This window comes from Xanthomonas sp. NCPPB 3570, assembly GCF_056725115.1.
The window spans coordinates 4752527-4774279 of sequence record NZ_CM161513.1 but is presented as its reverse complement, the minus strand read 5'-3'; the positions used below and the strand labels follow the sequence as shown (position 1 = coordinate 4774279).

At 70.6% G+C, this 21753-nt stretch carries 22 protein-coding genes; 20 read left to right on the top strand and 2 right to left on the bottom strand.

Annotated features, from left to right (window positions below; genetic code table 11):
- The first annotated feature begins 90 nt into the window (after positions 1–90).
- The 10 genes from AC1PLR_RS20615 (at position 91) to AC1PLR_RS20570 (ending at position 10749) form a co-directional block, all read left to right on the top strand.
- Positions 91–1503: a DcaP family trimeric outer membrane transporter gene (locus tag AC1PLR_RS20615; RefSeq protein WP_481102169.1), complete on the top strand. Its 1413-nt coding sequence runs from the start codon at positions 91–93 to the stop codon at positions 1501–1503.
- 32 nt (positions 1504–1535) lie between these two features.
- Positions 1536–1853, top strand: coding sequence for a DUF485 domain-containing protein (locus AC1PLR_RS20610; protein WP_010342761.1), 318 nt, complete (start codon positions 1536–1538; stop codon positions 1851–1853).
- Positions 1850–3580 carry a cation acetate symporter gene (locus AC1PLR_RS20605; RefSeq protein ID WP_371181146.1) on the top strand — a complete coding sequence of 577 codons (1731 nt, stop codon included), beginning with the start codon at positions 1850–1852 and terminating at the stop codon, positions 3578–3580. Before AC1PLR_RS20610 ends, AC1PLR_RS20605 begins: the two co-directional genes overlap by 4 nt.
- 119 nt (positions 3581–3699) lie before the next feature.
- Positions 3700–4383, top strand: coding sequence for a pyrimidine 5'-nucleotidase (yjjG, locus tag AC1PLR_RS20600; RefSeq protein WP_481102168.1), 684 nt, complete (start codon positions 3700–3702; stop codon positions 4381–4383).
- Positions 4384–4599: 216 nt separating this feature from the next.
- Positions 4600–6036, top strand: coding sequence for a coniferyl aldehyde dehydrogenase (locus tag AC1PLR_RS20595; RefSeq protein ID WP_481102167.1), 1437 nt, complete (start codon positions 4600–4602; stop codon positions 6034–6036).
- A 584-nt stretch (positions 6037–6620) separates the two neighbouring features.
- Positions 6621–7634, top strand: coding sequence for a glycerophosphodiester phosphodiesterase family protein (locus AC1PLR_RS20590; protein WP_209245653.1), 1014 nt, complete (start codon positions 6621–6623; stop codon positions 7632–7634).
- 95 nt (positions 7635–7729) lie between these two features.
- A complete protein-coding gene (locus tag AC1PLR_RS20585; RefSeq protein WP_481102166.1) occupies positions 7730–8614 on the top strand; it encodes a peptidylprolyl isomerase in 885 nt (294 codons plus the stop codon).
- Positions 8615–8847: 233 nt separating this feature from the next.
- Positions 8848–9465, top strand: a complete 618-nt coding sequence (locus AC1PLR_RS20580) for a hypothetical protein (protein ID WP_481102165.1) — start codon at positions 8848–8850, stop codon at positions 9463–9465.
- Between the two features lie 79 nt (positions 9466–9544).
- Positions 9545–10321: an exodeoxyribonuclease III gene (gene xth / locus AC1PLR_RS20575; RefSeq protein WP_481099362.1), complete on the top strand. Its 777-nt coding sequence runs from the start codon at positions 9545–9547 to the stop codon at positions 10319–10321.
- A complete protein-coding gene (locus tag AC1PLR_RS20570; RefSeq protein WP_481102164.1) occupies positions 10318–10749 on the top strand; it encodes a GFA family protein in 432 nt (143 codons plus the stop codon). Before xth ends, AC1PLR_RS20570 begins: the two co-directional genes overlap by 4 nt.
- A gap of 64 nt (positions 10750–10813) precedes the next feature.
- Here the strand turns inward: AC1PLR_RS20570 and AC1PLR_RS20565 are convergent, their stop codons facing one another.
- Positions 10814–11065, bottom strand: coding sequence for a GlsB/YeaQ/YmgE family stress response membrane protein (locus tag AC1PLR_RS20565; RefSeq protein WP_010342751.1), 252 nt, complete (start codon positions 11063–11065; stop codon positions 10814–10816).
- A 129-nt stretch (positions 11066–11194) separates the two neighbouring features.
- On the opposite strand from AC1PLR_RS20565, the gene AC1PLR_RS20560 reads away from it, so the two are divergent.
- A complete protein-coding gene (locus AC1PLR_RS20560) occupies positions 11195–11824 on the top strand; it encodes a 4'-phosphopantetheinyl transferase family protein (protein WP_481102163.1) in 630 nt (209 codons plus the stop codon).
- Between the two features lie 66 nt (positions 11825–11890).
- Here the strand turns inward: AC1PLR_RS20560 and AC1PLR_RS20555 are convergent, their stop codons facing one another.
- Complete coding sequence (locus tag AC1PLR_RS20555; RefSeq protein ID WP_481102162.1) at positions 11891–13501, bottom strand: alkaline phosphatase D family protein; 1611 nt, start codon at positions 13499–13501, stop codon at positions 11891–11893.
- A gap of 95 nt (positions 13502–13596) precedes the next feature.
- Here AC1PLR_RS20555 and rsmG point away from each other — a divergent pair, with 95 nt between their 5' ends.
- From rsmG to AC1PLR_RS20510, 9 genes are all read left to right on the top strand, one after another.
- Positions 13597–14238, top strand: a complete 642-nt coding sequence (gene rsmG, locus AC1PLR_RS20550; protein ID WP_481102161.1) for a 16S rRNA (guanine(527)-N(7))-methyltransferase RsmG — start codon at positions 13597–13599, stop codon at positions 14236–14238.
- 90 nt (positions 14239–14328) lie between these two features.
- On the top strand, positions 14329–15126 hold the full coding sequence (locus tag AC1PLR_RS20545) for a ParA family protein (protein WP_010342747.1): 798 nt from the start codon (positions 14329–14331) through the stop codon (positions 15124–15126).
- Positions 15126–16046: a ParB/RepB/Spo0J family partition protein gene (locus tag AC1PLR_RS20540; protein ID WP_010342746.1), complete on the top strand. Its 921-nt coding sequence runs from the start codon at positions 15126–15128 to the stop codon at positions 16044–16046. The genes AC1PLR_RS20545 and AC1PLR_RS20540 overlap by 1 nt, the downstream gene beginning before the upstream one ends.
- Positions 16047–16082: 36 nt before the next feature.
- Positions 16083–16391, top strand: a complete 309-nt coding sequence (locus AC1PLR_RS20535; protein WP_010342745.1) for a helix-hairpin-helix domain-containing protein — start codon at positions 16083–16085, stop codon at positions 16389–16391.
- Positions 16392–16584: 193 nt separating this feature from the next.
- Complete coding sequence (locus AC1PLR_RS20530; protein ID WP_481102160.1) at positions 16585–17550, top strand: NAD-dependent epimerase/dehydratase family protein; 966 nt, start codon at positions 16585–16587, stop codon at positions 17548–17550.
- Positions 17551–17633: 83 nt separating this feature from the next.
- Positions 17634–18356, top strand: coding sequence for a glycosyltransferase family 2 protein (locus AC1PLR_RS20525; RefSeq protein WP_010342743.1), 723 nt, complete (start codon positions 17634–17636; stop codon positions 18354–18356).
- A gap of 1 nt (position 18357) precedes the next feature.
- On the top strand, positions 18358–18699 hold the full coding sequence (locus AC1PLR_RS20520; RefSeq protein WP_295914969.1) for a lipid-A-disaccharide synthase N-terminal domain-containing protein: 342 nt from the start codon (positions 18358–18360) through the stop codon (positions 18697–18699).
- A 340-nt stretch (positions 18700–19039) separates the two neighbouring features.
- On the top strand, positions 19040–19558 hold the full coding sequence (locus AC1PLR_RS20515; protein ID WP_481102159.1) for an REP-associated tyrosine transposase: 519 nt from the start codon (positions 19040–19042) through the stop codon (positions 19556–19558).
- 348 nt (positions 19559–19906) lie between these two features.
- Positions 19907–21715, top strand: coding sequence for a DUF885 domain-containing protein (locus AC1PLR_RS20510; protein WP_481103652.1), 1809 nt, complete (start codon positions 19907–19909; stop codon positions 21713–21715).
- Positions 21716–21753 lie beyond the last annotated feature (38 nt).

The window sequence follows — 21753 nt, the reverse complement described above, 5'->3', positions numbered from 1 at the left end:
TAATGGCCAATAGGCGCGCCCGCCCCGCTCGCGCACGCTGGGCTACGGCCGTGCGCATGCGTGCGGCCATCCATTATTCGGGAGGGAGTAATGAGCAACCGCATCGCATCCTTGGCGCGTCGCCCGTTGGCGGCGGCGCTGTTGGTGGCCCTGGTCGCGCCCGGCGCGGCCTTCGCCCAAGGCAAACCCTCGGCGCGCGAACAGGCGCTGGAGACCCGCGTGGCCGAGCTGGAGCGGCAGGTGCAGCAACTGCTGTCCGCGCAGCAACAGCAGCAGGGGCAGATCACGCAGACCCAGACCGAGGTCGCCGCGGTCCGCTCCAGCCAGGCCGCGCCGCCGCCGGCACCCCCGGCACCGCCGGCCGGCAAGGCGCCGATCCAGGTCACCACCATCACCCCGGGCGCGGCGCCCGGCACCACCTTCAAGGTCGGCGGCTTCATCAAGGCCGACTTCCTGGCCACCCGCACCGGCGACGGCCAGCTCGCCGACGATGCCACCGGCCGCGCGCTGTACCTGCCCGGGCAGACCCCGGTGGGCGGCGCCAAGTCCGGCACCGACTACAACGCTCACGCCAAGTTCTCGCGGATCAACTTCGGCGTGGACAGCGTGACCGAAGGCGGCAACAAGGCCGGCGCGCTGGTGGAACTGGACTTCTTCGGCAATTCGCTGGGTACTCAGACCGCCACCAACACCTACGGTGCCACCCTGCGCCACGCCTACATGTACTGGAACCACTGGCTGGCCGGCCAGACCTGGTCCAACTTCATGGATCCGGCGGCGCTGCCGGAAGCGGCCGACTTCATCGGCCCCACCGACGGCGTGGTGTTCGTGCGCCAGGCGCAGCTGCGCTACACCAACGGCGGTTTCAGCATCGCCCTGGAGAATCCGGAAACCACCCTGTACACGCGCAGCGTGGCCGGCGTGGTCAGCACCGCCAGTTCCGACCGCGGCGCGCTGCCGGACCTGACCGTGCGCTACGGCTGGAAGGGCGACTGGGGCAGCTTCGGCGTCGCAGGCGTGGTCGGCCAGCAGAAGGTCGACAACCGCGCCACCGGCGCCGACGCCAGCAAGGCCTCCGGCGGTCTGACCCTGGGCGGCAAGTGGGTGGCCAGCGACAGCGACAGCCTGTTCTACCAGCTCACCGGCGGCGAAGGCATCGGCCGCTACATCGGCCTGGGCATCGCCCAGAACGCGATGTACGACGCCGCCGACCGCGACCTGGACACGGTCGGCGTGGTCGCCGGCTACGTCGGCTGGCGCCACGCGTTCTCGCCCAAGCTGCGCACCAACCTGATCTACGCGCGCAGCGACTACGACAACGACACCGCGCGCACCGGCCTGGCCGTGACCAAAAGCGTGCAGAGCATCCGCGGCAACGTCTTCTACTCGCCGTTGCCCAAGGTCGATATCGGCGCCGAGCTGATGTACGGCAAGCGCGAGATCGAAAGCGGCGCCACGGGCGACATCACCCGCCTGCAGTTCACCACCAAGTACAGCTTCTGATCCGTGCCGCGGCCACTTACCGGAGCCATCTCATGAGCCTCTCCAACGACGCGCTGATCGCCAAGATCGACGCCAATCCGAAGTACCACGCGCTCAAGCGCCAGCGCAACGCGCTGGGCTGGACGCTGACCGTCCTGATGCTGCTGGCCTACTTCGGCTTCATCGGCCTGATCGCCTTCGACAAGGCCTTCCTGGCCCAGCCGATGGGTAGCGGCGTCACCACCATCGGCATCCCGATCGCGATCGGGGTGATGGTCTTCACCATCGCCATCACCGCCATCTACGTGCGCCGCGCCAACACCGTGTACGACCAGCTGACCGCCGCCATCCTCGAGGACGCCCGCCAATGAGCAAGCACCTGCGCTTCCTTCTGCTGCTGCTGGCCGCGCTGCTGCCGGCCGGCGCGGCCCTGGCCGCCGGCGGCGACGTCGGCCAGACCGACAAGCAGCCGACCAACTGGGTGGCGATCTCCATGTTCGCCTTCTTCGTCGCCGGCACCCTGTGGATCACCAAGTGGGCGGCGAAGAAGACCCGCTCGGCGTCGGACTTCTACACCGCCGGCGGCGGCATCACCGGCTTCCAGAACGGCCTGGCGATCGCCGGCGACTACATGTCGGCGGCCTCGTTCCTGGGTATCACCGCGGCGGTGATGACCAACGGCTACGACGGCCTGATCTACGCCATCGGCTTCCTGGTCGGCTGGCCGATCCTGACCTTCCTGATGGCCGAGCGCCTGCGCAACCTCGGCAAGTACACCTTCGCCGACGTGGCCGGCTATCGCTTCGCGCCGACCGCGATCCGCACCTTCGCCGCCTCCGGCACGCTGGTGGTGGTGCTGTTCTACCTGATCGCGCAGATGGTCGGCGCCGGCGCGCTGATCAAGCTGCTGTTCGGCCTGGACTACTGGGTGGCGGTGAGCCTGGTCGGCGTGCTGATGATGGTCTACGTGCTGTTCGGCGGCATGACCGCCACCACCTGGGTGCAGATCATCAAGGCGGTGCTGCTGCTGACCGGCGTGACCTTCATGGCCGTGGCGATCATGTGGCACTTCAACTTCAGCTTCGAGGCGCTGTTCGCCGAGGGCGTGCGGGTGAAGACCGCGGTGGCGGCCAACGGCGGCGCCTCGCCGGAAGAGGCGGCCACTGCCGGCCTGTCGATCATGGGCCCGGGCGGCTTCGTCAAGGATCCGATCTCGGCGATCTCCTTCGGCATGGCGCTGATGTTCGGCACCGCCGGCCTGCCGCACATCCTGATGCGCTTCTTCACCGTTCCCGATGCCAAGCAGGCGCGCAAGTCGGTGCTGTGGGCCACCACCTGGATCGGCTACTTCTACATCCTGATCTTCATCATCGGCTTCGGCGCCATCGCCCTGGTGCTGACCAACCCGCAGTTCGCCGACGTCGCCACCGGCACCATCCACGGCGGCAAGGGCGCGGCCAACATGGCGGCGGTGCTGGTCGGCAATGCGGTGGGCGGCAACGTGTTCATGGGCTTCATCTCCGCGGTGGCCTTCGCCACCATCCTGGCGGTGGTCGCCGGCCTGACCCTGTCCGGCGCCTCGGCGGTGTCCCACGACCTGTACGCCACGGTGATCAAGAAGGGCAATCCGGCCCCGGGCTCGGAACTGAAGGTGTCGCGCGTCACCACCATCGCGCTGGGCGTGATCGCGGTGCTGCTGGGCATCGTGTTCGAGAAGCAGAACGTGGCCTTCATGGTGTCGCTGGCCTTCGCCATCGCCGCCTCGGCCAACTTCCCGGTGCTGATCCTGTCGTTGCTGTGGAAGGACTGCACCACCCGCGGCGCGGTGATCGGCGGCTTCCTCGGCCTGATCTCCTCGCTGGTGCTGACCGTGCTGTCGCCGTCGGTGTGGGTGGACACGCTGGGCAACCCGACCGGCTCGGCGCCGTTCCCGTACACCTCGCCGGCGCTGTTCTCGGTGACCATCGGCTTCGTCGGCATCTGGCTGTTCTCGGTGCTGGACCGCAGCGCGCAGGCCGGCAAGGAACGTGCCGCGTTCAAGGCGCAGCAGATCCGCGCCGAGACCGGGCTGGGCGCCTCGCGCGGCTCGGGTCACTGAGCACGCTCGCCTAGGCAGGACGCGGCCATCGCCGCACGCGACGCCGGCCCTTGTGCCGGCGTCGTCGTGTCTGCGGGCAGCGGCTACCATGGCGGGCCCTTGCCGCCCCGGTCGCCTGCATGCGCTATCGCTGGATCCTGTTCGACGCCGACGACACCTTGTTCCACTTCGACGCCTTCGCCGGCCTGCAGCGCATGTTCGCCGGCTACGGCGTGCAGTTCGGCGAGGCGGATTACGCCGAATACACCGCCTGCAACAGGCCGCTGTGGGTGCAGTACCAGAACGGCGCGATCACCGCCTTGCAATTGCAGCAGCGCCGCTTCGCCGACTGGGCGCAGCGCCTGCAGACCGCGCCGGAGACCTTGAACACGGCGTTCCTGGCGGCGATGGCCGAACTGTGCGCACCGCTGGACGGAGCGGTGGACCTGCTCGACGCGCTGCGTGGGCGCGCGCGCCTGGGGCTGGTCACCAACGGCTTCGGCGCGCTGCAGACCGCGCGCCTGCAGCGCACCGGCCTGCACGACCGCTTCGAGGTCATCGCCATTTCCGAGGTCGTGGGCGTGGCCAAGCCGCACCCGGGGATCTTCGCGCACGCGCTGGCGCAACTGGGCGATCCGCCGCCGGCGCAGGTGCTGATGGTCGGCGACAACCCGCAGGCCGACATCGCCGGCGGCCTGGCCGCCGGGCTGCACACCTGCTGGTTCAATGCGCACGGCGCCGCCGCGCCGGAGGGCATCGTGCCGCACCACCAGGTCGCCTCGCTGGCGCAGTTGCAGGCGTGGTTGCTGAAAGAGCCAGCGTAGCCGTGTGGATGGGCGGAGCGCCCAGGTTCACTGGGTCGGGACTGAAGTCCCTCCCACAGGTGGAAACTCCAGTTCGCGGCCAATGTTGGGGTGCCCCTTGTGGGAGGGACTTCAGTCCCGACGCGACCCACTGTGAGACCGAGGGGGCACGGCCGCGCGCTGCCGACCCGCGGCCTGCGCGCACGGCAGCCGCAACCACCATCGTATAGTGCGTCCATGCCGACCCCCGCCGCCGACGCCGCTTCCACCGACACGCCGCTGGCCGCCCTGCCAGTCACCCTGCAGCGCCTGCGCGCGGCCTGGCAGGCGGCCAAGCCGGAGCGGGCGCAGCGCCGCGAGGACCTGCTGCGGCTGCGCGCGGCGCTGAAGCGGCGGCTGCCGGAGATGGCCGATGCCATCGCCGCCGATTTCGGCCACCGCTCGCGCCACGAATCGCTGATCGCCGACGGCATGACCGTGCTCGGCGAGATCGATCATCTGCTGCGCCATCTCAGGCGCTGGATGCGCCCGCAGCGGGTCGGTGCCGGCTGGCGGCTGTGGCCGGCGCGCGCGGAAGTGCGGCCGGTGCCGGTCGGCGTGGTCGGGGTGATCGCACCCTGGAACTACCCGGTCAATCTGGCGCTGATCCCGCTGGCCACCGCCATCGCCGCCGGCAACCATGTCTACCTGAAACCCTCCGAGCACACGCCGCGCACCGCGCAGTTCCTGCAGTCGCTGCTGGCGGAGGTGTTCCCGCCGCAGCGGGTGGCGGTGGCGCTGGGTGGGGCCGAGGTGGCGTCGGCGTTCGCCGCGTTGCCGCTGGACCACCTGGTGTTCACCGGCTCCACCGCGGTCGGGCGCAAGGTGATGGCGGCGGCGGCGCCCAACCTCACCCCGCTGACCCTGGAGCTGGGCGGCAAATCGCCGGCCATCGTCTGCGCCGACTACCCGCTGGAGCAGGCCGCCGCGCGCCTGGCCACCGGCAAGTGGTTCAATGCCGGGCAGACCTGCATCGCCCCGGACTACGTGCTGATCGACGCCGGCCGCGAGGCGGCGCTGGTGCAGGCGCTGCGCGCGCAGGTGCTGGCGCGCTACGGCGATTTCGCCGGCGCCGAGGACTACACCCGCATCGTCAACGACGGCCAGTACCGGCGCCTGCGCGGCTACCTGGACGATGCCCGGGCGCGCGGCCTGGAGGTGATCGAACTGGCCACGGTGGAGCGCGAACGCGCCGAGCGCGAGCGGTTGATCGTGCCGACCGTGGTGCTGCAGCCGGGCGACGACGCGCTGCTGATGCAGGAGGAGATCTTCGGCCCGATCCTGCCGCTGCGCAGCTATCGCTCGCTGGATGCGGCCATCGCCGAGATCAACGGCCGCGACCGGCCGCTGGCGCTGTATCCCTTCAGCCACGACCGCGCCCGGATCGAAGCGATCCTGCACGCGACCATCGCCGGCGGCGTCACCGTCAACGACAGCCTGCTGCATTTCGCTGCCAACGCGCTGCCGTTCGGCGGCATCGGCCCCAGCGGCATGGGCGCCTACCACGGCCGCGCCGGCTTCGACGCCTTCAGCAAGGCGCTGCCGATCCTGTGGCAGGCGCGCTGCGCCGGCAGCGACCTGCTCAAGCCGCCGTACGCGCGGATCGCGCGCATGCTTTCGTTCCTGTTGCGGTGAGCGGGGCGTAGCGGGCGCCCGGGGGCGCGCGCATGGTGTGGCGATAGGAGGCACGCGTGTATAGGAGCGGCTTCAGCCGCGAGGCGTTACCGGTAAAGCCTCGCGGCTGAAGCCGCTCCTACAAGAGACAGCGTGTCTCGCCAAGGAAGCGATCACTGGAGGCGATCCTCCGCCGCGATGAGACAAGTCCCCAGATGCAGCGCCAGCGGCGCGCACCGGCCGGTTCGAAGCGCCGGTCCCTGGGTACGACCCGGCCGGGATGGCAGCAAATCGTGGCGCAGTCCACAGTCCATCGCCGGGTCGCACCCTGGAAATAAATAATTCACAGTAAGTTATTAGCTTCTCGCCCCGACGCCGCCGCCGATCACGGTGGCTCAGGCTCCTGCGCGAGACGTCCGTGCGGAGCGCAGCACACGAGATGCCGCCATGCGTCGACCTGACCGGCGCTCGTTCCCCCGTGTCTCCCCCTTTCCTTCAGAACCGGACGCAGCCCAATGAAGATCGCATTCGTTCCCTCGCCCCTGGCGCGCGCCTGCCGCGTGCTCGCCGCCCTGACGGTGCTGGCCGTCGTGCCGCAGCTGGCCATGGCCAACTGCAACGACACCGTCGGCACCAAGATGAGCAACATCCTGTTCGCCGACAGCAGCGGCGACACCATGGTGCTGGCCCACCGTGGCCTGTGGGGCAAGTACTCGGGCATCGCCGACATGCCGGAAAACTCGCGCGGCGCGCTGCAGACCGCCAACGACCAGTGCATGGACGGCGTGGAGCTGGACATCAAGATGACCAGCGACGGCGTGCCGGTGGTGCTGCACGACTGGAACCTCGGCCGGACCACCAACGTCTGGACCAGCCGTCGTGGCGAAACCAAGTACGACCCGATGAACAACCAGGGCTACAACCCCTCGATCACGGTGACGCCGTGGTCGGCGGTGAGCGGCCTGTTCCTGCTGACCCCGGACCGCCGCACCACCACCGGCTACCACGTGCCGCGTGTGGACGACCTGTTCGCCTACTTCAAGCAGCACGGCCTGAAGACCCCGATGGTGTTCGACATCAAGACCGCCGATGCGGTCCGCGCGGTGTCGCGTGCGGCCGATGCCGCGTTCTCGGTGGCCTCGGCCAACTTCGTCGCGGCCAAGGTCAATGCGACCCTGTACCCGACCCGTTCGGCGTTCCGTGCCGACGGCAGCAGCATGGTCGGCATCCCGGTGTTCACCACCAACATGCTGACCAAGATCAACGTCGACAACGCCGTGTCGGCCTGGCTCGACACCAAGCAGGCGATGGAGATCAACGTCAAGCAGGTCGGCGGCCTGTTGCAGGGCGACGCCGACCGCGTGCGCGAGCGCGGCGCGCGCGTGGGCGTGTTCCAGGCGATTCCGGACAGCCCGCTGGCCGGGCAGTTCTACCAGAACAGCGGCGCCTGCTGCTATCGGCTGTCGGACCTGTACTTCTCCTACTCCGGCGGCCGCGACACCGCCGACAACCGTGGCGATCTCAACTTCATCGTCAACCAGGAGGCGTTCAGCCTGATCACCACCGACGACCCGAAGGCGGCGATCGCGTATCTGAAGGCGCGCGGCAAGCACGACTGAGTCCTTGCACGTCCTGGCGGCCGACCCCGCGGTCGGCCGCCGTGTCGCGGCCGCGGCGCTCCGGCGCCGCGCGCCGCCCTCTCCTGGAGAAGCGCATGTCCCTTTCCCTTGCCAAGTCCACCGTCGCCCTGTCCATCGCGCTGGCCGCCTGCACGCTGGGCGCCGTCGTCGCGTCCGCCGCGCCGGCTGCCGAGCCTGCCGCCGCCGATCCGGTGGTGTTGCGGGTCGGCGCGCAGCAGTTCACCGCCAGCGAGTACCGCGCGCTGGCAAGCGACGGCACGCGTGGCGATGCCGGCATCGACGACGACTCCGTGGTGCGCCGCTTCGCCGACCGCGCCATCCTGCTCGACCAGGCACGGCAACAGCACCTGCAGGACGATCCGGTGGTGGCCGCCCGCCTGCGCCGTGCCGCCGACGCGATCCTGGCCGATGCCGCGCAGGCACGCCTGCTGAGCGGCGCGCAGATCGACGAGCGCATGCTGCGCCAGCAGTTCGCCGCGCATCCGGACGACTACACCGAATACCACCTGCGCCATCTGTTCGTGGCCCTGAATCCGCAGGGCGGGCCACGCGCCGGGCATCGCTTGACCGAGGCGCAGGCCCTGCAGCGCGCCGAAGCGCTCAAGCGCCAGCTCGATGGCGGCGCCGATTTCGCCACCCTGGCCATGCGCGAATCCGACGACACCGCCACCACCGGCGAGGGCGGGCAGTTGTCGCCGACCTTCGGCCGCTACCTGGCCGATGCCTTCGTCGCGCCGATCCGCCAGCTCGCGGTGGACCACGTGTCCGCGCCGGTGCGCGGCCCCGACGGCTACCACCTGATCCGTCTCGATACGAAGACCGACGCGCGCTTCGAGGCGGTGCGCGGGCAGATCGACCTGCAACTGCGCGAACAGGCCGCGGCCGACGCCATGCAGCGGCTGCGCCAGGCGCAACCGATGGCGTTCGACCGCGCCGCCTACGCGGCCGCCGCGCGCTGAGGCCGGCGGTGCGGCGGCGTGCTGCGCTGACGGTGTGGTGGGGGGGCGCTGCCGCGGTGGCGGCAGCCCTGGCGTTTCTGTGCTGGCCGGCTGCAGCGCCGACGACCGCGCTCGCGCAGTCAACGCGGCCGTCGCCATCACCGTCGCCACCGGCTGCGACCGCCGCGCCTGTCGTCGCGGTCGCCCCGGATTCCCTCGCCACGGTGCCGGCAGGCGCCAACGAGGCGCAACGGTTGTCCGCCACCGCGTTGCTGGCGCTGGATTGCCGGCAGCGCGCGCAGGCGCCAGCGCCCAGCGCGGTGCTGCCGCCGGGCGTGGACGAGGGCAGCACGGAGGAGGCGACGGCCCGCCGCCTGGCCGAACAGCGCCGTCTCGCGGCGTGCCGCGGCGTCGCCCGGCTCGATGCCGCGCAGGTCGAAGCGATGCTGCGCAGTGCGGCCGCTGGCGGCGATGCCGACGCGCAGCGCCAACTGCTGGCGCAACGCGTGGCGCAACTGCTCGCGCGCACCGGCAGCATCGGTGCGGACGGGCAACCCGTGCCGCTGTCGGCCGCCGACGAGCGCGACGCCGAGGACGTGGTGACGCAACTGGAAGACCGCGCCCTGCACGGCGATCGCGGATCGATCGACGCGTTGGCGCAACTGCTGCGCGCGCCGTGGCTGGCGGTGGCCGATCCGCCGTACGCCGCGGCCTGGCAGCTGGCTGCGCGGCAGGCGCCGGAGCGGCCGTTTCCGCCGCCCGAGCAGGTGGTCGGTGCCGACGAACTGCTCGATGGCCTGAACGAGGCGCAGCGGCAGCAGGCGCTGGGTCTGGCGCCGGCGTTGTTCGCGCAGTGTTGCGCGCGGCGCTGAATGGCCCGCGGCCTGCGGGTTTGGCCGCTGCCGCGGCTGCGGTCAGAATAGCGGCCGGCTTCCCCGTCCCGGATTTCCCTTGAAGATCGCCAGCTGGAACGTCAACTCGCTCAACGTGCGCCTGCCGCACCTGCAACAGTGGCTGGCCGCGTTCGCGCCGGACGTGGTCGGGATCCAGGAGACCAAGCTGGAGGACCACAAGTTTCCCGATACGGCACTGGCCGAGGCCGGCTACCGCAGCGTGTTCGCCGGGCAGAAGACCTACAACGGCGTGGCGATCCTCTCGCGCCTGCCGATCGGTGACGTGCAGATCGGCGTGCCGGGCCTGGAGGACGAGCAGAAGCGCGCCATCGCCGCCACCGTCGGCGACCTGCGCATCGTCAATCTGTACGTGGTCAACGGCCAGGACGTGGGCACCGACAAGTACGCCTACAAGCTGCGCTGGCTGGAGGCGGTGCACGCCTGGCTGGCCGACGAGCTGCAGCGGCATCCGCGGCTGGTGGTGCTGGGCGACTTCAACATCGCCCCGGATGCGCGCGACGTGCACGATCCGCTGGTGTGGAGCGACAACCACATCCTCACCTCCACCGCCGAGCGCGGCGCCCTGCACAAGCTGCTCGCTCTCGGCCTGCACGACGGTTTCCGCCTGCACCATGCCGATGGCGGCCTGTTCAGCTGGTGGGACTACCGCCAGGCCGGCTTCCGCCGCGACCTGGGCCTGCGCATCGATCTGACCCTGGTGTCCGAGGCGCTGAAGGCGCGCACCCGCGCCGCCGGCATCGATCGCGAACCGCGCACCTGGGAGCGCCCCAGCGACCACGCGCCGGCCTGGATCGAACTGGAGCCGGGCGCGTGAGCGAGCGCCATGTGCGTCGCTGCATCGACAGGGTCGGCGATACCGCGATCGCGCCGCTGCACCGGCTCAGTTGCCACTGCGGCGCGGTGCAGATCGACCTGGAGCTGCCGCACGGCATCGTCGACCCGCGCCGCTGCAACTGCTCGCTGTGCCGGCGCCGCGGCGCCATCGTGGCGTCGGTCCCGCTGGCCGCCCTGCATGTCCGCGAAGGCGAGCAGGCGCTGCGCCTGTACCAGTTCCACACCCACACCGCGCAGCACTACTTCTGCGGCACCTGCGGGATCTACACGCATCATCGGCGCCGCTCCGATCCCAGCCTGTACGGCTACAACGTCGGCTGCCTGGAAGGCGTGGACCCGTATGCGCTGGCCATCGCGGTGCCGGTCGAGGACGGCGTGCATCATGCCGCCGACCGCGCCGCGCCGTGAGCGCGGCCGCAAACGCAAAACGCCCGGCGGACCGGGCGTTTGCGCAAGCGGTACAGGCGGCGTGTCAGCGCGCGCGGCCGCGGGTGACCAGGTTGACGATCGCCAGCAGGATGATCGCGCCGATCAGCGAGTACAGGAACGTCCACAGGGTGATCGCCTGGTTGATGCCGCCGCCGAACAGCCAGCCGGCGATCAGCGCACCGACGATGCCGACCACGATGTTCAGGATGATGCCCTGCTGTGCGTCACGGCGCATGATGATGCTGGCCAGCCAGCCCACGATGCCGCCGACGATCAACCAGATGATGATGCCCATGCGTCAGACTCCTCGGTTCGGCCCGCACCAGGAGCGGTGGGGTGCGCGCCATTTAAGAAGCGCTGCCGTGAAGCGATCGTATAGCGGCGGCCCCGTGGCGCAGCGGCCATTGCGCTTTGTGGGTGCGGCGTGAGCGCGCCGCTGCCCCCGGCCGCCGCCGACGGCACCGAGGCGCCGGACTGGCGCCTTGGCCCGGTGGCGCTGTGGCTGCGCCGGCATCCGCCGCGTACTTCTGGTGAAGCGCAGGCGCGGCACCTGCTGGCCGGCGAACTGGCGCTGCCGGCGGCGCAGTTGCCGCTGCGTCGCGATGCGCGCGGCCGGCCGCGGCTGCATGCGCCGCTGGCGCACCTGGACACCGGCTGGAGCCACAGCGGCGACTACCTGCTGGTGGCGGTGGCCGCGCACGCCCGGCTGGGCGTGGACATCGAGCGGCAGCGGCCGCGGCCGCGCCTGCTGGAACTGGCGCAGCGCTTCTTCCACCCGGACGAGGTCGCGCTGCTGGCGGCGCTGGCGATGCCGGCGCGCGAGGCGCTGTTCTTCCGCCTGTGGTGCGCCAAGGAAGCGCTGCTCAAGGCGCATGGGCACGGCATCGCCTTCGGCCTGCACCGGCTGCGCTTCGCCGAGGACGCCGGCGGCGCGCTGCGCCTGATCTGGTGCGACCCGGGCCTGGGTGAGGCCGAGGCCTGGCATCTGCACGAATGGGCGCCGGTCGCGGGCTACCGCGCGGCGCTGGCGTGGATCCCTGCGGCGCTGCCGTAGCGATCGCCGTGCGCACCGGTGCGCAGCCGGCGCCCGACCCGCGCCAGGCGCCGCGGGTGCCGTGCCTCAGGCTTCGAGCGCACCGGCGCGGCCATCCTCCACCACGAAGCGCTTGAGCGTGGACACCGTGGCGTGCGGATCGCGGCGTTCGGAGATCGCCTGCAGCCGGGTCTCCATCCGCGCCGGGCTCAGCGACACCGACACGTAGCCGCGCTGGCGGCTCTCGGCGTAGCGCACGTGCGGATTGTCCGGCAGCCGTCGCATGATCTCCTCGTAAGGCGGGCCGTCGGAGGTGATCGAGGTGCCGACGAATTCGGTCGCCACGGTGCGCGACTGCGGATCGGCCGAATCGGCCTTGAGGTCGGTGACCCAGTAGGAATGGATGTCGCCGCCCCAGAACACCGGATTGCGTAGGCCGCTGCGGACGATGGCGTCGAGCATGCGCGTGCGCGTGGCCGGGTAGCCGTCCCAGCCGTCTGTCCAGGCGCCGACATGGCCGTCGTTGCGGTCGTGCTGCACGATCGGCGCGACCAGCAGGTCCTGCGCGATGATGTTCCAGCGCGCCTGCGAGCGGCCGAAGCCGCGGTACAGCCAGCGCTCCTGCGCCGCGCCGAGCATGCTGCGCGCCGGGTCGTTCAGGTCCTTGCAGTCGAGCGGCGCGACGTGCCCGCCGCGCCAGCCGCTGGGCAGCGGACACGGTTGCTCGCTGCGGTACTGGCGGCCATCCAGGACGAAGAAGCGCGCCAGCGCGCCGTAGTCCAGGGCCCGGTAGAGACGCATGTCGGGGCCGTGCGGACGATGCCGGGCGCGCAGCGGAAAGTGCTCGTACATCGCCTGATAGGCAGCGGCACGGCGGCGCAGGAAGGCGGCGGTGGGCACGGCCGGGTCCTGCGACCAGCGGTTGGCGTAGTCGTTCTGCACTTCGTGGTCGTCCCAGGTCGCCACGCAGGCGGAGCCCGCATGCAGCGCCTGCAGGTCGGGATCGGTGCGGTACAGCGCATAGCGATTGCGGTAGCCGGCCAGATCGACGCAGTCGCCGCTGCCGTGGGTGCGCACCAGGCCGGCGGCTTCCTCGCCGCGGTGGCTGTACTCGTAGATGTAGTCGCCGAGGAAGAACACCAGGTCCGGGCGTTCCGCGGCCAGATGCCGGTAGGCGCTGAAATAGCCTTCTTCCCAGTGCGCGCAGGAGACGAAGCCGAAGCGCGCGCTGTCCAGGGCGCCCGGCGCCGGCGCGGTGCGCGCGCACCCGAGTGGACTCTGCGCGCCCAGCGCCTCGAAGCGGTACCAGTACGGCCGTCCCGGTTGCAGGCCGCTGACCTCCACGTGCACGGCATGGCCCCAGCGCGGATGCGCCATCGCCACTCCGCGCTGGACCACCTGGGTCATGGCCGCGTCGGTGGCCACGCGCCAGCGCACCGGCACCGGCGCACGCAGGCCGCCGCTGCCGTCCGGCGCCAGCGGCTGGGGCGCCAGCCGGGTCCACAGCACCAGCCCGTCGTGCAGCGGGTCGCCCGCCGCCACGCCAAGGGTGAACGGATCGGCGCTGCCGCTGGCACGGGCGAACGGGCTCAGCAGCGGCGTCGCCGCCAGCAGGCCCAGCCCGGCCAGCACCCGGCGGCGGCCGGGATCGTGCGGGGCGCCGGCGGGCGCGGTCGGGGTGTCTGCAAGGTCGGACATGGGCAGAAGCGTGCTTGAAGACGACCGACAATGCTCGCGCGCGCCGATGTCCGCAACATGGCAGCACGCGCGGCGCCACCTGCGATAATCCACAGATGACCGATGCTTCCCTTCCCGATTCCGTCCGCGTCGCGCTCGAGCAGGGCCTGCACGCGCAAGGCCTGGACGCCGCCGCGCTGGCGCCGCCGCTGCTGGCCTACCTGGCGCTGCTGACGCGCTGGAACCGCACCTACAACCTGACCGCGATCCGCGACCCGCACGAGATGGTGACCCGCCATCTGCTGGATTCGCTGGCGATGCAGCCGTTCGCCCGCGAGGGCGCGCTGGCCGACCTGGGCACCGGCCCGGGACTGCCCGGCATCCCGCTGGCGATCGCGCGGCCGCAGTTGCGGGTGACCCTGGTGGAGAGCAACGGCAAGAAGGCGCGGTTCCTGCGCGAGGCGGTGCGCCAGCTGCGCCTGGACAACGCGCGGGTGGCCGAGTCGCGCGCCGAGGCGCTGGACGAGGCCGGCGCCTATGACCTGCTGACCGCGCGCGCGCTGGATACGCTGGCCGGCATCGTCGCCGTCGGCGGCCACCTGCTGCGCCCGGGCGGGCGCCTGCTGGCGATGAAGGGGGTGCGTCCGGACGAGGAGATCGCCGCGCTGCCGCCGGGCTGGGTGGTGCCGACGGTGCACCCGCTGCAGGTCCCCGGCCTGGGCGCCGACCGCCACCTGGTGGTGGTCGAGCGCGGTTGAGCGGCGGCCGCGGCCGGCCCCGATTTCCGCCACGGGGGGCTGTGACCGCATAATGCCCGGTCCCACCCCCATCGCCGACGAGGCTCCCGCATGGCCCGCATCATCGCCATCGCCAACCAGAAGGGCGGCGTCGGCAAGACCACCACCGCGGTCAACCTGGCCGCGGCGCTGGCCCGCCAGTCGCAGCGCGTGCTGCTGGTGGACCTGGACTCGCAGGGCAATGCGACGATGGGCAGCGGCATCGACAAGCGCGAGTTGGCCGCCTCCACCTGCGACGTGCTGCTCGGCGAGAGCAGCGCCGAACAGATCCGGGTGACCGCACCGGAAGGCTTCGACCTGCTGCCGGGCAACATCGATCTCACCGCCGCCGAGATCCAGCTGATGGACCAGCCGGCGCGCGAGCAGCGGCTGAAGACCGCGCTGGCGCCGCTGCGCGAAGCCTACGACTTCATCCTGATCGACTGCCCGCCGGCGCTGTCGCTGCTGACCCTGAACGCGTTGACCGCCGCCGACTCGGTGATCGTGCCGATGCAGTGCGAGTACTACGCGCTGGAAGGGCTGACCGCGCTGCTGGAGACCATCGAGGCGCTGCGCGCCGAGCTGAACCCGGCGCTGGAGATCGAAGGCGTGCTGCGCACCATGTTCGACGTGCGCAACAACCTGGCCAACGCGGTGTCGGCGGAGCTGACCAACCACTTCGGCGACAAGGTGTTCCGCACCATCGTGCCGCGCAATGTGCGTCTGGCCGAGGCGCCCAGCCATGGCCAGAGCATCGTCGGCTACGACCGCACCTCGCGCGGCGGCGTCGCCTACCTGGGACTGGCCGGCGAGATCGTGCGCCGCCGCAACGAACGCAATCGGCCGATGCCGGCCATGGAGACCGTCTGATGAGTGCCAAGCCCCCCGCCCTCGGAGCGAAGAAGCGCGGCCTCGGCCGTGGCCTGGAAGCGCTGCTGGGGCCGAAGGGCGCGGCCGCGCCGGTGCCCACCGCCGAAGTGCAGCCGGGCGAGAGCCTGCGCCGCCTGCCGGTGGGGCAGCTGCAGCCGGGCAAGTACCAGCCGCGCCAGGAGATGGACGAGGCCAAGCTGCAGGAGCTGGCCGAGTCGATCAAGGCGCAGGGCGTGATCCAGCCGATCGTCGCCCGCGAACTGGCGCCGGGCAGTTTCGAGATCGTCGCCGGCGAACGCCGCTGGCGCGCCTCGCAGCTGGCCGGCCTCAGCGAGGTGCCGGTGGTGGTGCGCGAGCTGGACGACCGCACCGTCATCGCCATGGCGCTGATCGAGAACATCCAGCGCGAGGACCTCAATCCGCTGGAAGAGGCGCAGGCGCTGCAGCGGCTGATCGACGAGTTCTCGCTGACCCATGCCGAGGCCGCCGAGGCGGTGGGCCGCTCGCGCGCGTCGGTGTCCAACCTGCTGCGCCTGCTGGAACTGCCGCCGGCGATCCGCGCACTGCTGGAGGCGCGGCGCCTGGAGATGGGCCATGCGCGTGCGTTGCTGACGCTGTCGCCGGAACTGGCCAGCCGCCTGGCCTCCGACGCCGCCGACCAGGGCTGGTCGGTGCGCGAGGTCGAGCACCGCGCCCAGCAGTTCGCCGCCGGCAAGGTGCCGAGCAACCGCAAGGCCAAGCCGGCGCGCACCGCGCCGCAGGCCGACATCGCCTCGCTGGAGACCGAGCTGTCCGAGTCGCTGGGCACCAAGGTGTCCATCGCCCACGGCCGCGGCGGCAAGGGCAAGCTGGTGATCCACTACACCGATTTGGACACGCTGGACGGCGTGCTCGAGAAACTGCGTCCGCGGCAGGCCTGAGCGCCGCCGCCCGCGTCCGCCAGGACCGCCACCGCCATGCATCCCAGCAAGGTCGACCGCCACCACCTGCTGCGCCTGACCGACCTGCCCAACGTCGGGCCGGCCTGCGAGAAGGACCTGCGCCTGATCGGCATCCGCGTGCCGGCGCATCTGCAGGGCCGCGATCCGTACGACATGTACGCGCAGCTGTGCTTGCGCACGGGCGTGGTGCACGACCACTGCGTGATCGACGTGTTCCTGTCGATCGTGCGCTTCATGCAGGGCGAGATGCCGCGTCCGTGGTGGGAATTCAGCAAGGAGCGCAAGGCGGCGCTGGCCAAGGACGCGCCGCTGACCCTGCGCTGAGGCCCGCGCCGCGGTGCGGGGCAGCAACCGGAGCATTGCATGAGCCACCAGGACACGCAGATCAGCCCGGACGGCATGCAGCACCGCCGGGCGGGCGCCATCGATCCGGGCGACGTCAACGCCGGGCTGCCCTGAGCGTTGCCCGGTCGCAACGCCCGCCATTTCTTCGTCTTTCGTTTTCCAGGATTCCGCCATGCCCATCCTCGTCACCGGCGCCGCCGGCTTCATCGGTGCCCACACCGTCCGCGCGCTGCGCGCCGCCGGGCAGCTGGTGGTCGGCCTGGACAACTACAACGACTACTACGACCCGCAGCTCAAGCGCGACCGCGTCGCCGCGCTGTGCGCGGGCGCGGACATCCGCACGCTCGACCTGACCGATCGCGACGGCCTGGCCGCGCTGTTCGACGAGGTGCAGCCGACCCGCGTGGTGCACCTGGCCGCGCAGGCCGGGGTGCGCTATTCGTTGCAGAATCCCTACGCCTACGTCGACAGCAACCTGGTCGGCTTCGTCAACATGCTGGAGCTGTGCCGGCACCGCGGCGTCGAGCACCTGGTCTACGCCTCCAGCAGCTCGGTGTACGGCGATTCGGCGACGCCGCCGTTCTCCGAGGACCAGCGCATCGACCAGCCGCGCTCGCTGTACGCGGCGACCAAGGCCGCCAACGAGCTGATGGCCCATACCTACGCGCAGCTGTACGGCCTGCGTGCCACCGGGCTGCGTTTCTTCACCGTGTACGGCCCCTGGGGCCGCCCGGACATGGCGCCGCTGCTGTTCAGCCGCGCGGTGCTGGCCGGACGCCCGATCGAGGTGTTCAACCACGGGCGCATGCGCCGCGATTTCACCTTCGTCGCCGACATCGTCGCCGGCGTGCTCGGCGCGCTCGATCACGCCTCCAGCGAGCCGGTGCCGCACCGCGTGTTCAACCTCGGCAATCACACCCCGGTGGAACTGGAGCATTTCATCGCGGTGATCGAGAGCGCCGCCGGGCGCAGCGCCGAAAAGCTGTACCGGCCGATGCAGCCGGGCGACATGATCGAGACGATGGCCGATACTGCGCGGGCCCACGCCGCGTTCGGCTTCGATCCGAGCACCCCGATCGAGGTCGGCCTGCCGCAGGTGGTGGCCTGGTGCCGGGAGTATTTCGGCGCCGCCGCCTGACGCTTCATGCGCGGATCCCTTAGTCCGCGGCACAATGCCCCGCTTTTCCCCCACGCGCCCCCGCGCCCAGCCCTGCCGAATCCATGAGCCAGCTTTCCCTTTCCGTCGTCGTCCCGGTGTTCAACGAGCGCGACAACGTGCCGCCGCTGGTCGCCGAGATCGTCGCCGCGCTGCGCGGCACGATCGATTTCGAGATCGTCTATGTCGACGACCATTCGCGCGACGACACCCTGGCGGTCCTCGAAGGGCTGAAGGCGTCCACACCGGAGCTGCGCGTGCTGCACCATGTCAGCCAGAGCGGGCAGAGCACCGCGGTGCGCAACGGCGTCAAGGCCGCGCGCGGGCTGTGGATCGCCACCCTGGACGGCGACGGCCAGAACGATCCGGCCGACATCCCCAAGCTGCTGGCCGCGCGCCAGGCAGCCGAGCCGCTGGTCAAATTGTTCGCCGGCTGGCGGGTGTCGCGGCAGGATTCGGGCAGCAAGCGCTGGGCCTCGAAGTGGGCCAACGCGATCCGCGCGCGCATGCTGCGCGACGACACCCCGGACACCGGCTGCGGCATCAAGCTGTTCGAGCGCGAGGCGTTCCTGGACCTGCCGTACTTCGACCACATGCACCGCTACCTGCCGGCGCTGATGCAGCGCGCCGGCTGGCAGACCCTGAGCGTGCCGGTGAACCACCGCCACCGCACCTCCGGCGTGTCCAAGTACAACAACCTGAACCGCGCCCTGGTCGGCATCCGCGACCTGCGCGGCGTGGCCTGGCTGATCGCACGCAGCCGCCGCACCGCGGTGCAGGAGCGCTGAGATGGAGGCGCATTTCCTCAACGAACCGATCCAGGCGCTGTACTGGACCGGGCTGCACGTCACCGGCTGGAAGCTGATCGGCTATGTCGGCGCGCTGATGTTCGGCGGCCGCTGGCTGGTGCAGTTCGTCGCCTCCAAGCGCGCCGGCAAGCCGGTGATCCCGCGCCTGTTCTGGTACATGAGCGTGGTCGGCAGCCTGATGACGCTGAGCTACTTCATGTTCTCGGCCAAGCAGGACTCGGTGGGCGTGCTGCAGAACCTGTTCCCCGCCTTTACCGCCTTCTACAGCCTGTACCTGGACATCAAGCACCGCGGCTGGCACCGCGACCGCGCGACGCACTGAGCGCGCTGCCGCTGCGCGCGATTGCAGGCAACACATGATCGCAGGCGGCGCCTAACACCTTCCGATCGCGACCCGCCACTGTGGGAGGGACTTCAGTCCCGACGCGCACATCTTCCAGGCCCCAGTGGTCCTACCGTCATTGCCGCCGATGACGCCAAGGCTCCACATGTGGGAGGGACTTCAGTCCCGACGCCTGAATCTTCCAGGTCTCGGTAGTGCCGCCCTCCGCGGCACACAGCAGCGAACACCGGATTTCTGACGCTACGCGCGCAGGTTTCCTTACGCCCGCCCCAGTCCATCCCCGATGGTGTCGTGTCATCCGCCTTGCAATCCTGGCGTCATGCACACCCGACTGCCCCGAGGCTACCGCGCGCTGCGTGCCGGGCGCTGGAGCGAGACCGGCCGCACCTATCTAGTCACCACGGTGACCTGGCAGCGCCAACGCCTGTTCGAGGACTGGCGATGCGCCTGGGCGGCCGCGTCCTGCCTGGGCCATGCCGATACCTGGGTCGGCGCGCAGTTGCTGTGCTGGGTGCTGATGCCCGATCACTGGCACGGACTGGTCATGCTCGAGCACGGTGCCGCGCTGCCGACCGTCATGCGCGATGCCAAGGGCCGCGCCGCCAGGGCAGCCAATCACGCGCGCGGCCGTGGCGGCGCGGTGTGGATGGAGGGGTTCCACGATCGCGCACTGCGCGACGCGCGGCAGTTGCTGCCGGCCGCGCGCTACATCGTCGCCAACCCATTGCGCGCCGGTCTGGTGCGCCGGGTCGGCGATTACCCGTATTGGGATGCGGTTTGGCTGCGCTGGTGCGCTACTGAGCCATTACCCGGATCATGCCCTGGTCCGACTAGCTGATGTCGTGCATGGAGGCGCTGAGTATTGCAGCCACATGGTCGATGTCCGCACCCGCAGATGTGCGACCGGTGCAATGGCTGCTAGCTGTCGCTTGGTGCTGTCGCGAACGGAGCGACAGCGCGTCGGGACTGAAGTCCCTCCCACATGGGACGCAATTCTGCGTCGCTGCAGCCAGCCAGAACTGGAACCTAGCCCAGGGCTGCAGTCCTTGCTGTAGCGCGGTATCCACTGCCACCAGATGCACTTCCATTTCTCTGTCTCGCCCACACAGGACTTCCGGCCCACCCGCCAAGCCGGGCCGGGATGCGATCATCGACGATCCGTTCCCGCCGTGTGCCGCCCATGCCGATGCTCGCCAAGACCCCGCTGGCCATTTCCCTGCTGATCGCGTTCGCCGTGGTCACGCCCGCACTGGCCGCACCGCCGGCGTCGGCAGCCTCCAGTGCGACACCGGCCACGGCCAACGCCAGCGCCGCCGATGCGCGCTTCCAGGCCATCTACGAGAAGGAGTGGGCCTGGCGCCAGGCGCAGCTCGGCCAGGCCGACGAGGACAGCGACAGCAGCGGCGACAACACCCATCTGCCCGACGTCGGCGCGGCCGCGCAGGCCGCGCGCCTGAAGGTGTGGGACGACGTGCTGCGGCAGCTGGACACGCTCGATGCCGCCCAGCTCTCGCCGGAAAACCAGGTCAACCTGGCGATCTACCGGCCGCAGGTGGAGAACCTGGCCGCGGCGGTGCGCCTGCGCGCCTACGAAATGCCGTTCAACTCCGACAGCGCGTTCTGGTCGGACCTGGCGTTCATGGCCCGGCGCACGCTGCGCACGCCCGACGAGTACCGCGCCTACATCGCGCGGCTGGAGGACGTGCCGCGCTACTTCGCGCAGCAGACCGACAACATGCGCGCCGGGCTCAAGCGCGGCTTCAGCGTGCCGCGCGCGGTGCTCGACGGTCGCGACGGCGCCATCGCCAATGTGGCCGAACTGAAGGATCCGACCGCCGCGGTGCTGTACACGCCGTTCAAGCAGATGCCGGCGCAGATTCCCGCCGCCGAGCAGGCGCAACTGCGCGCGCAGGCGCAGGCGGCGCTGCGCGACAAGGTGATCCCGGCCTACGCGCAGCTGCTGACCTTCTATCGCCAGGAGTACATGCCGCAGGCGCGCACCACGCTCGCCGCCGAAGCCCTGCCCGACGGCAAGGCCTACTACCGCCAGCAGATCCGCGAGTACACCACGCTGGACATGGACCCCGAGCAGATCCACCAGCTCGGCCTGCGTGAGGTGGCGCGGATCCAGAAGGAGATGGACGCGATCATCCAGCAGGTCGGCTTCCACGCGCCGGCCGGGCAGAAGACCTTCCCGGCGTTCCTGCAGTTCCTGCGCACCGATCCGCAGTTCTACGTGAAGACCCCGCAGGAACTGCTCGATCGCGCCGCGTGGATCGCCAAGCGCGTGGACGGGGAGGTCGGCAAGTTCATCGGCACGCTGCCGCGCGGGCGCTTCACCATCGTGCCGGTGCCGGCGGACATCGCCCCGTTCTGGACCGCCGGCCGCGGTGGCGTCGGCACCTACTGGCTCAACACCTACGACCTGCCGTCGCGGCCGCTGTACAACCTGCCGGCGCTGACCCTGCACGAGTCTTCGCCGGGCCATTCGCTGCAAGGCGCGCTGGCCGAGGAGCAGGGCGCGCAGCCGGCGTTCCGCCGCGAGAACTACATCTCCGCCTACGGCGAGGGCTGGGCGCTGTACACCGAGAAGCTGGGCAAGGAGATGGGCATCTACGCCACGCCCTACGAGGACTTCGGCCGGCTCAGCTACGAGATGTGGCGCGCCTGCCGCCTGGTGATCGACACCGGCGTGCACCACAAGGGCTGGACCCGCGCGCAGGCGCAGGCCTACCTGCGCGAGCGCACCGCGCTCAGCGAGCACGAGGTCACCACCGAGGTCGACCGCTACATCTCCTGGCCGGGCCAGGCGCTGAGCTACAAGCTCGGCGAGCTGACCATCCTCGACCTGCGCGCCGAGGCCGAGCGCGAACTCGGCGCGGATTTCGACATCAAGTCCTTCCACGACGCGGTGCTGCAGCAGGGCTCGGTGCCGCTGCCGGTGCTGCAGCAGCAGATCCGCGCCTACATCGCCGCGCGCAAGAAGAAGGCCTGACCGCCGCCGCCCAGGCCGGCGCCACTTCCTGCGGGAAG

Bases quoted from the DNA above. Each gene is read 5' to 3' on its own strand.
- AC1PLR_RS20590 (WP_209245653.1), top strand. From the start codon at position 6,621: ATGGCCAACTGCAACGACACCGTCGGCACCAAGATGAGCAACATCCTG.
- AC1PLR_RS20615 (WP_481102169.1), top strand. From the start codon at position 91: ATGAGCAACCGCATCGCATCCTTGGCGCGTCGCCCGTTGGCGGCGGCG.
- AC1PLR_RS20535 (WP_010342745.1), top strand. From the start codon at position 16,083: ATGCATCCCAGCAAGGTCGACCGCCACCACCTGCTGCGCCTGACCGAC.
- AC1PLR_RS20510 (WP_481103652.1), top strand. From the start codon at position 19,907: ATGCTCGCCAAGACCCCGCTGGCCATTTCCCTGCTGATCGCGTTCGCC.
- AC1PLR_RS20520 (WP_295914969.1), top strand. From the start codon at position 18,358: ATGGAGGCGCATTTCCTCAACGAACCGATCCAGGCGCTGTACTGGACC.
- AC1PLR_RS20515 (WP_481102159.1), top strand. From the start codon at position 19,040: ATGCACACCCGACTGCCCCGAGGCTACCGCGCGCTGCGTGCCGGGCGC.
- yjjG (WP_481102168.1), top strand. From the start codon at position 3,700: ATGCGCTATCGCTGGATCCTGTTCGACGCCGACGACACCTTGTTCCAC.
- AC1PLR_RS20610 (WP_010342761.1), top strand. From the start codon at position 1,536: ATGAGCCTCTCCAACGACGCGCTGATCGCCAAGATCGACGCCAATCCG.
- AC1PLR_RS20585 (WP_481102166.1), top strand. From the start codon at position 7,730: ATGTCCCTTTCCCTTGCCAAGTCCACCGTCGCCCTGTCCATCGCGCTG.
- AC1PLR_RS20530 (WP_481102160.1), top strand. From the start codon at position 16,585: ATGCCCATCCTCGTCACCGGCGCCGCCGGCTTCATCGGTGCCCACACC.
- AC1PLR_RS20565 (WP_010342751.1), bottom strand. From the start codon at position 11,065: ATGGGCATCATCATCTGGTTGATCGTCGGCGGCATCGTGGGCTGGCTG.
- rsmG (WP_481102161.1), top strand. From the start codon at position 13,597: ATGACCGATGCTTCCCTTCCCGATTCCGTCCGCGTCGCGCTCGAGCAG.
- AC1PLR_RS20555 (WP_481102162.1), bottom strand. From the start codon at position 13,501: ATGTCCGACCTTGCAGACACCCCGACCGCGCCCGCCGGCGCCCCGCAC.
- AC1PLR_RS20540 (WP_010342746.1), top strand. From the start codon at position 15,126: ATGAGTGCCAAGCCCCCCGCCCTCGGAGCGAAGAAGCGCGGCCTCGGC.
- AC1PLR_RS20525 (WP_010342743.1), top strand. From the start codon at position 17,634: ATGAGCCAGCTTTCCCTTTCCGTCGTCGTCCCGGTGTTCAACGAGCGC.
- AC1PLR_RS20595 (WP_481102167.1), top strand. From the start codon at position 4,600: ATGCCGACCCCCGCCGCCGACGCCGCTTCCACCGACACGCCGCTGGCC.
- AC1PLR_RS20605 (WP_371181146.1), top strand. From the start codon at position 1,850: ATGAGCAAGCACCTGCGCTTCCTTCTGCTGCTGCTGGCCGCGCTGCTG.
- AC1PLR_RS20545 (WP_010342747.1), top strand. From the start codon at position 14,329: ATGGCCCGCATCATCGCCATCGCCAACCAGAAGGGCGGCGTCGGCAAG.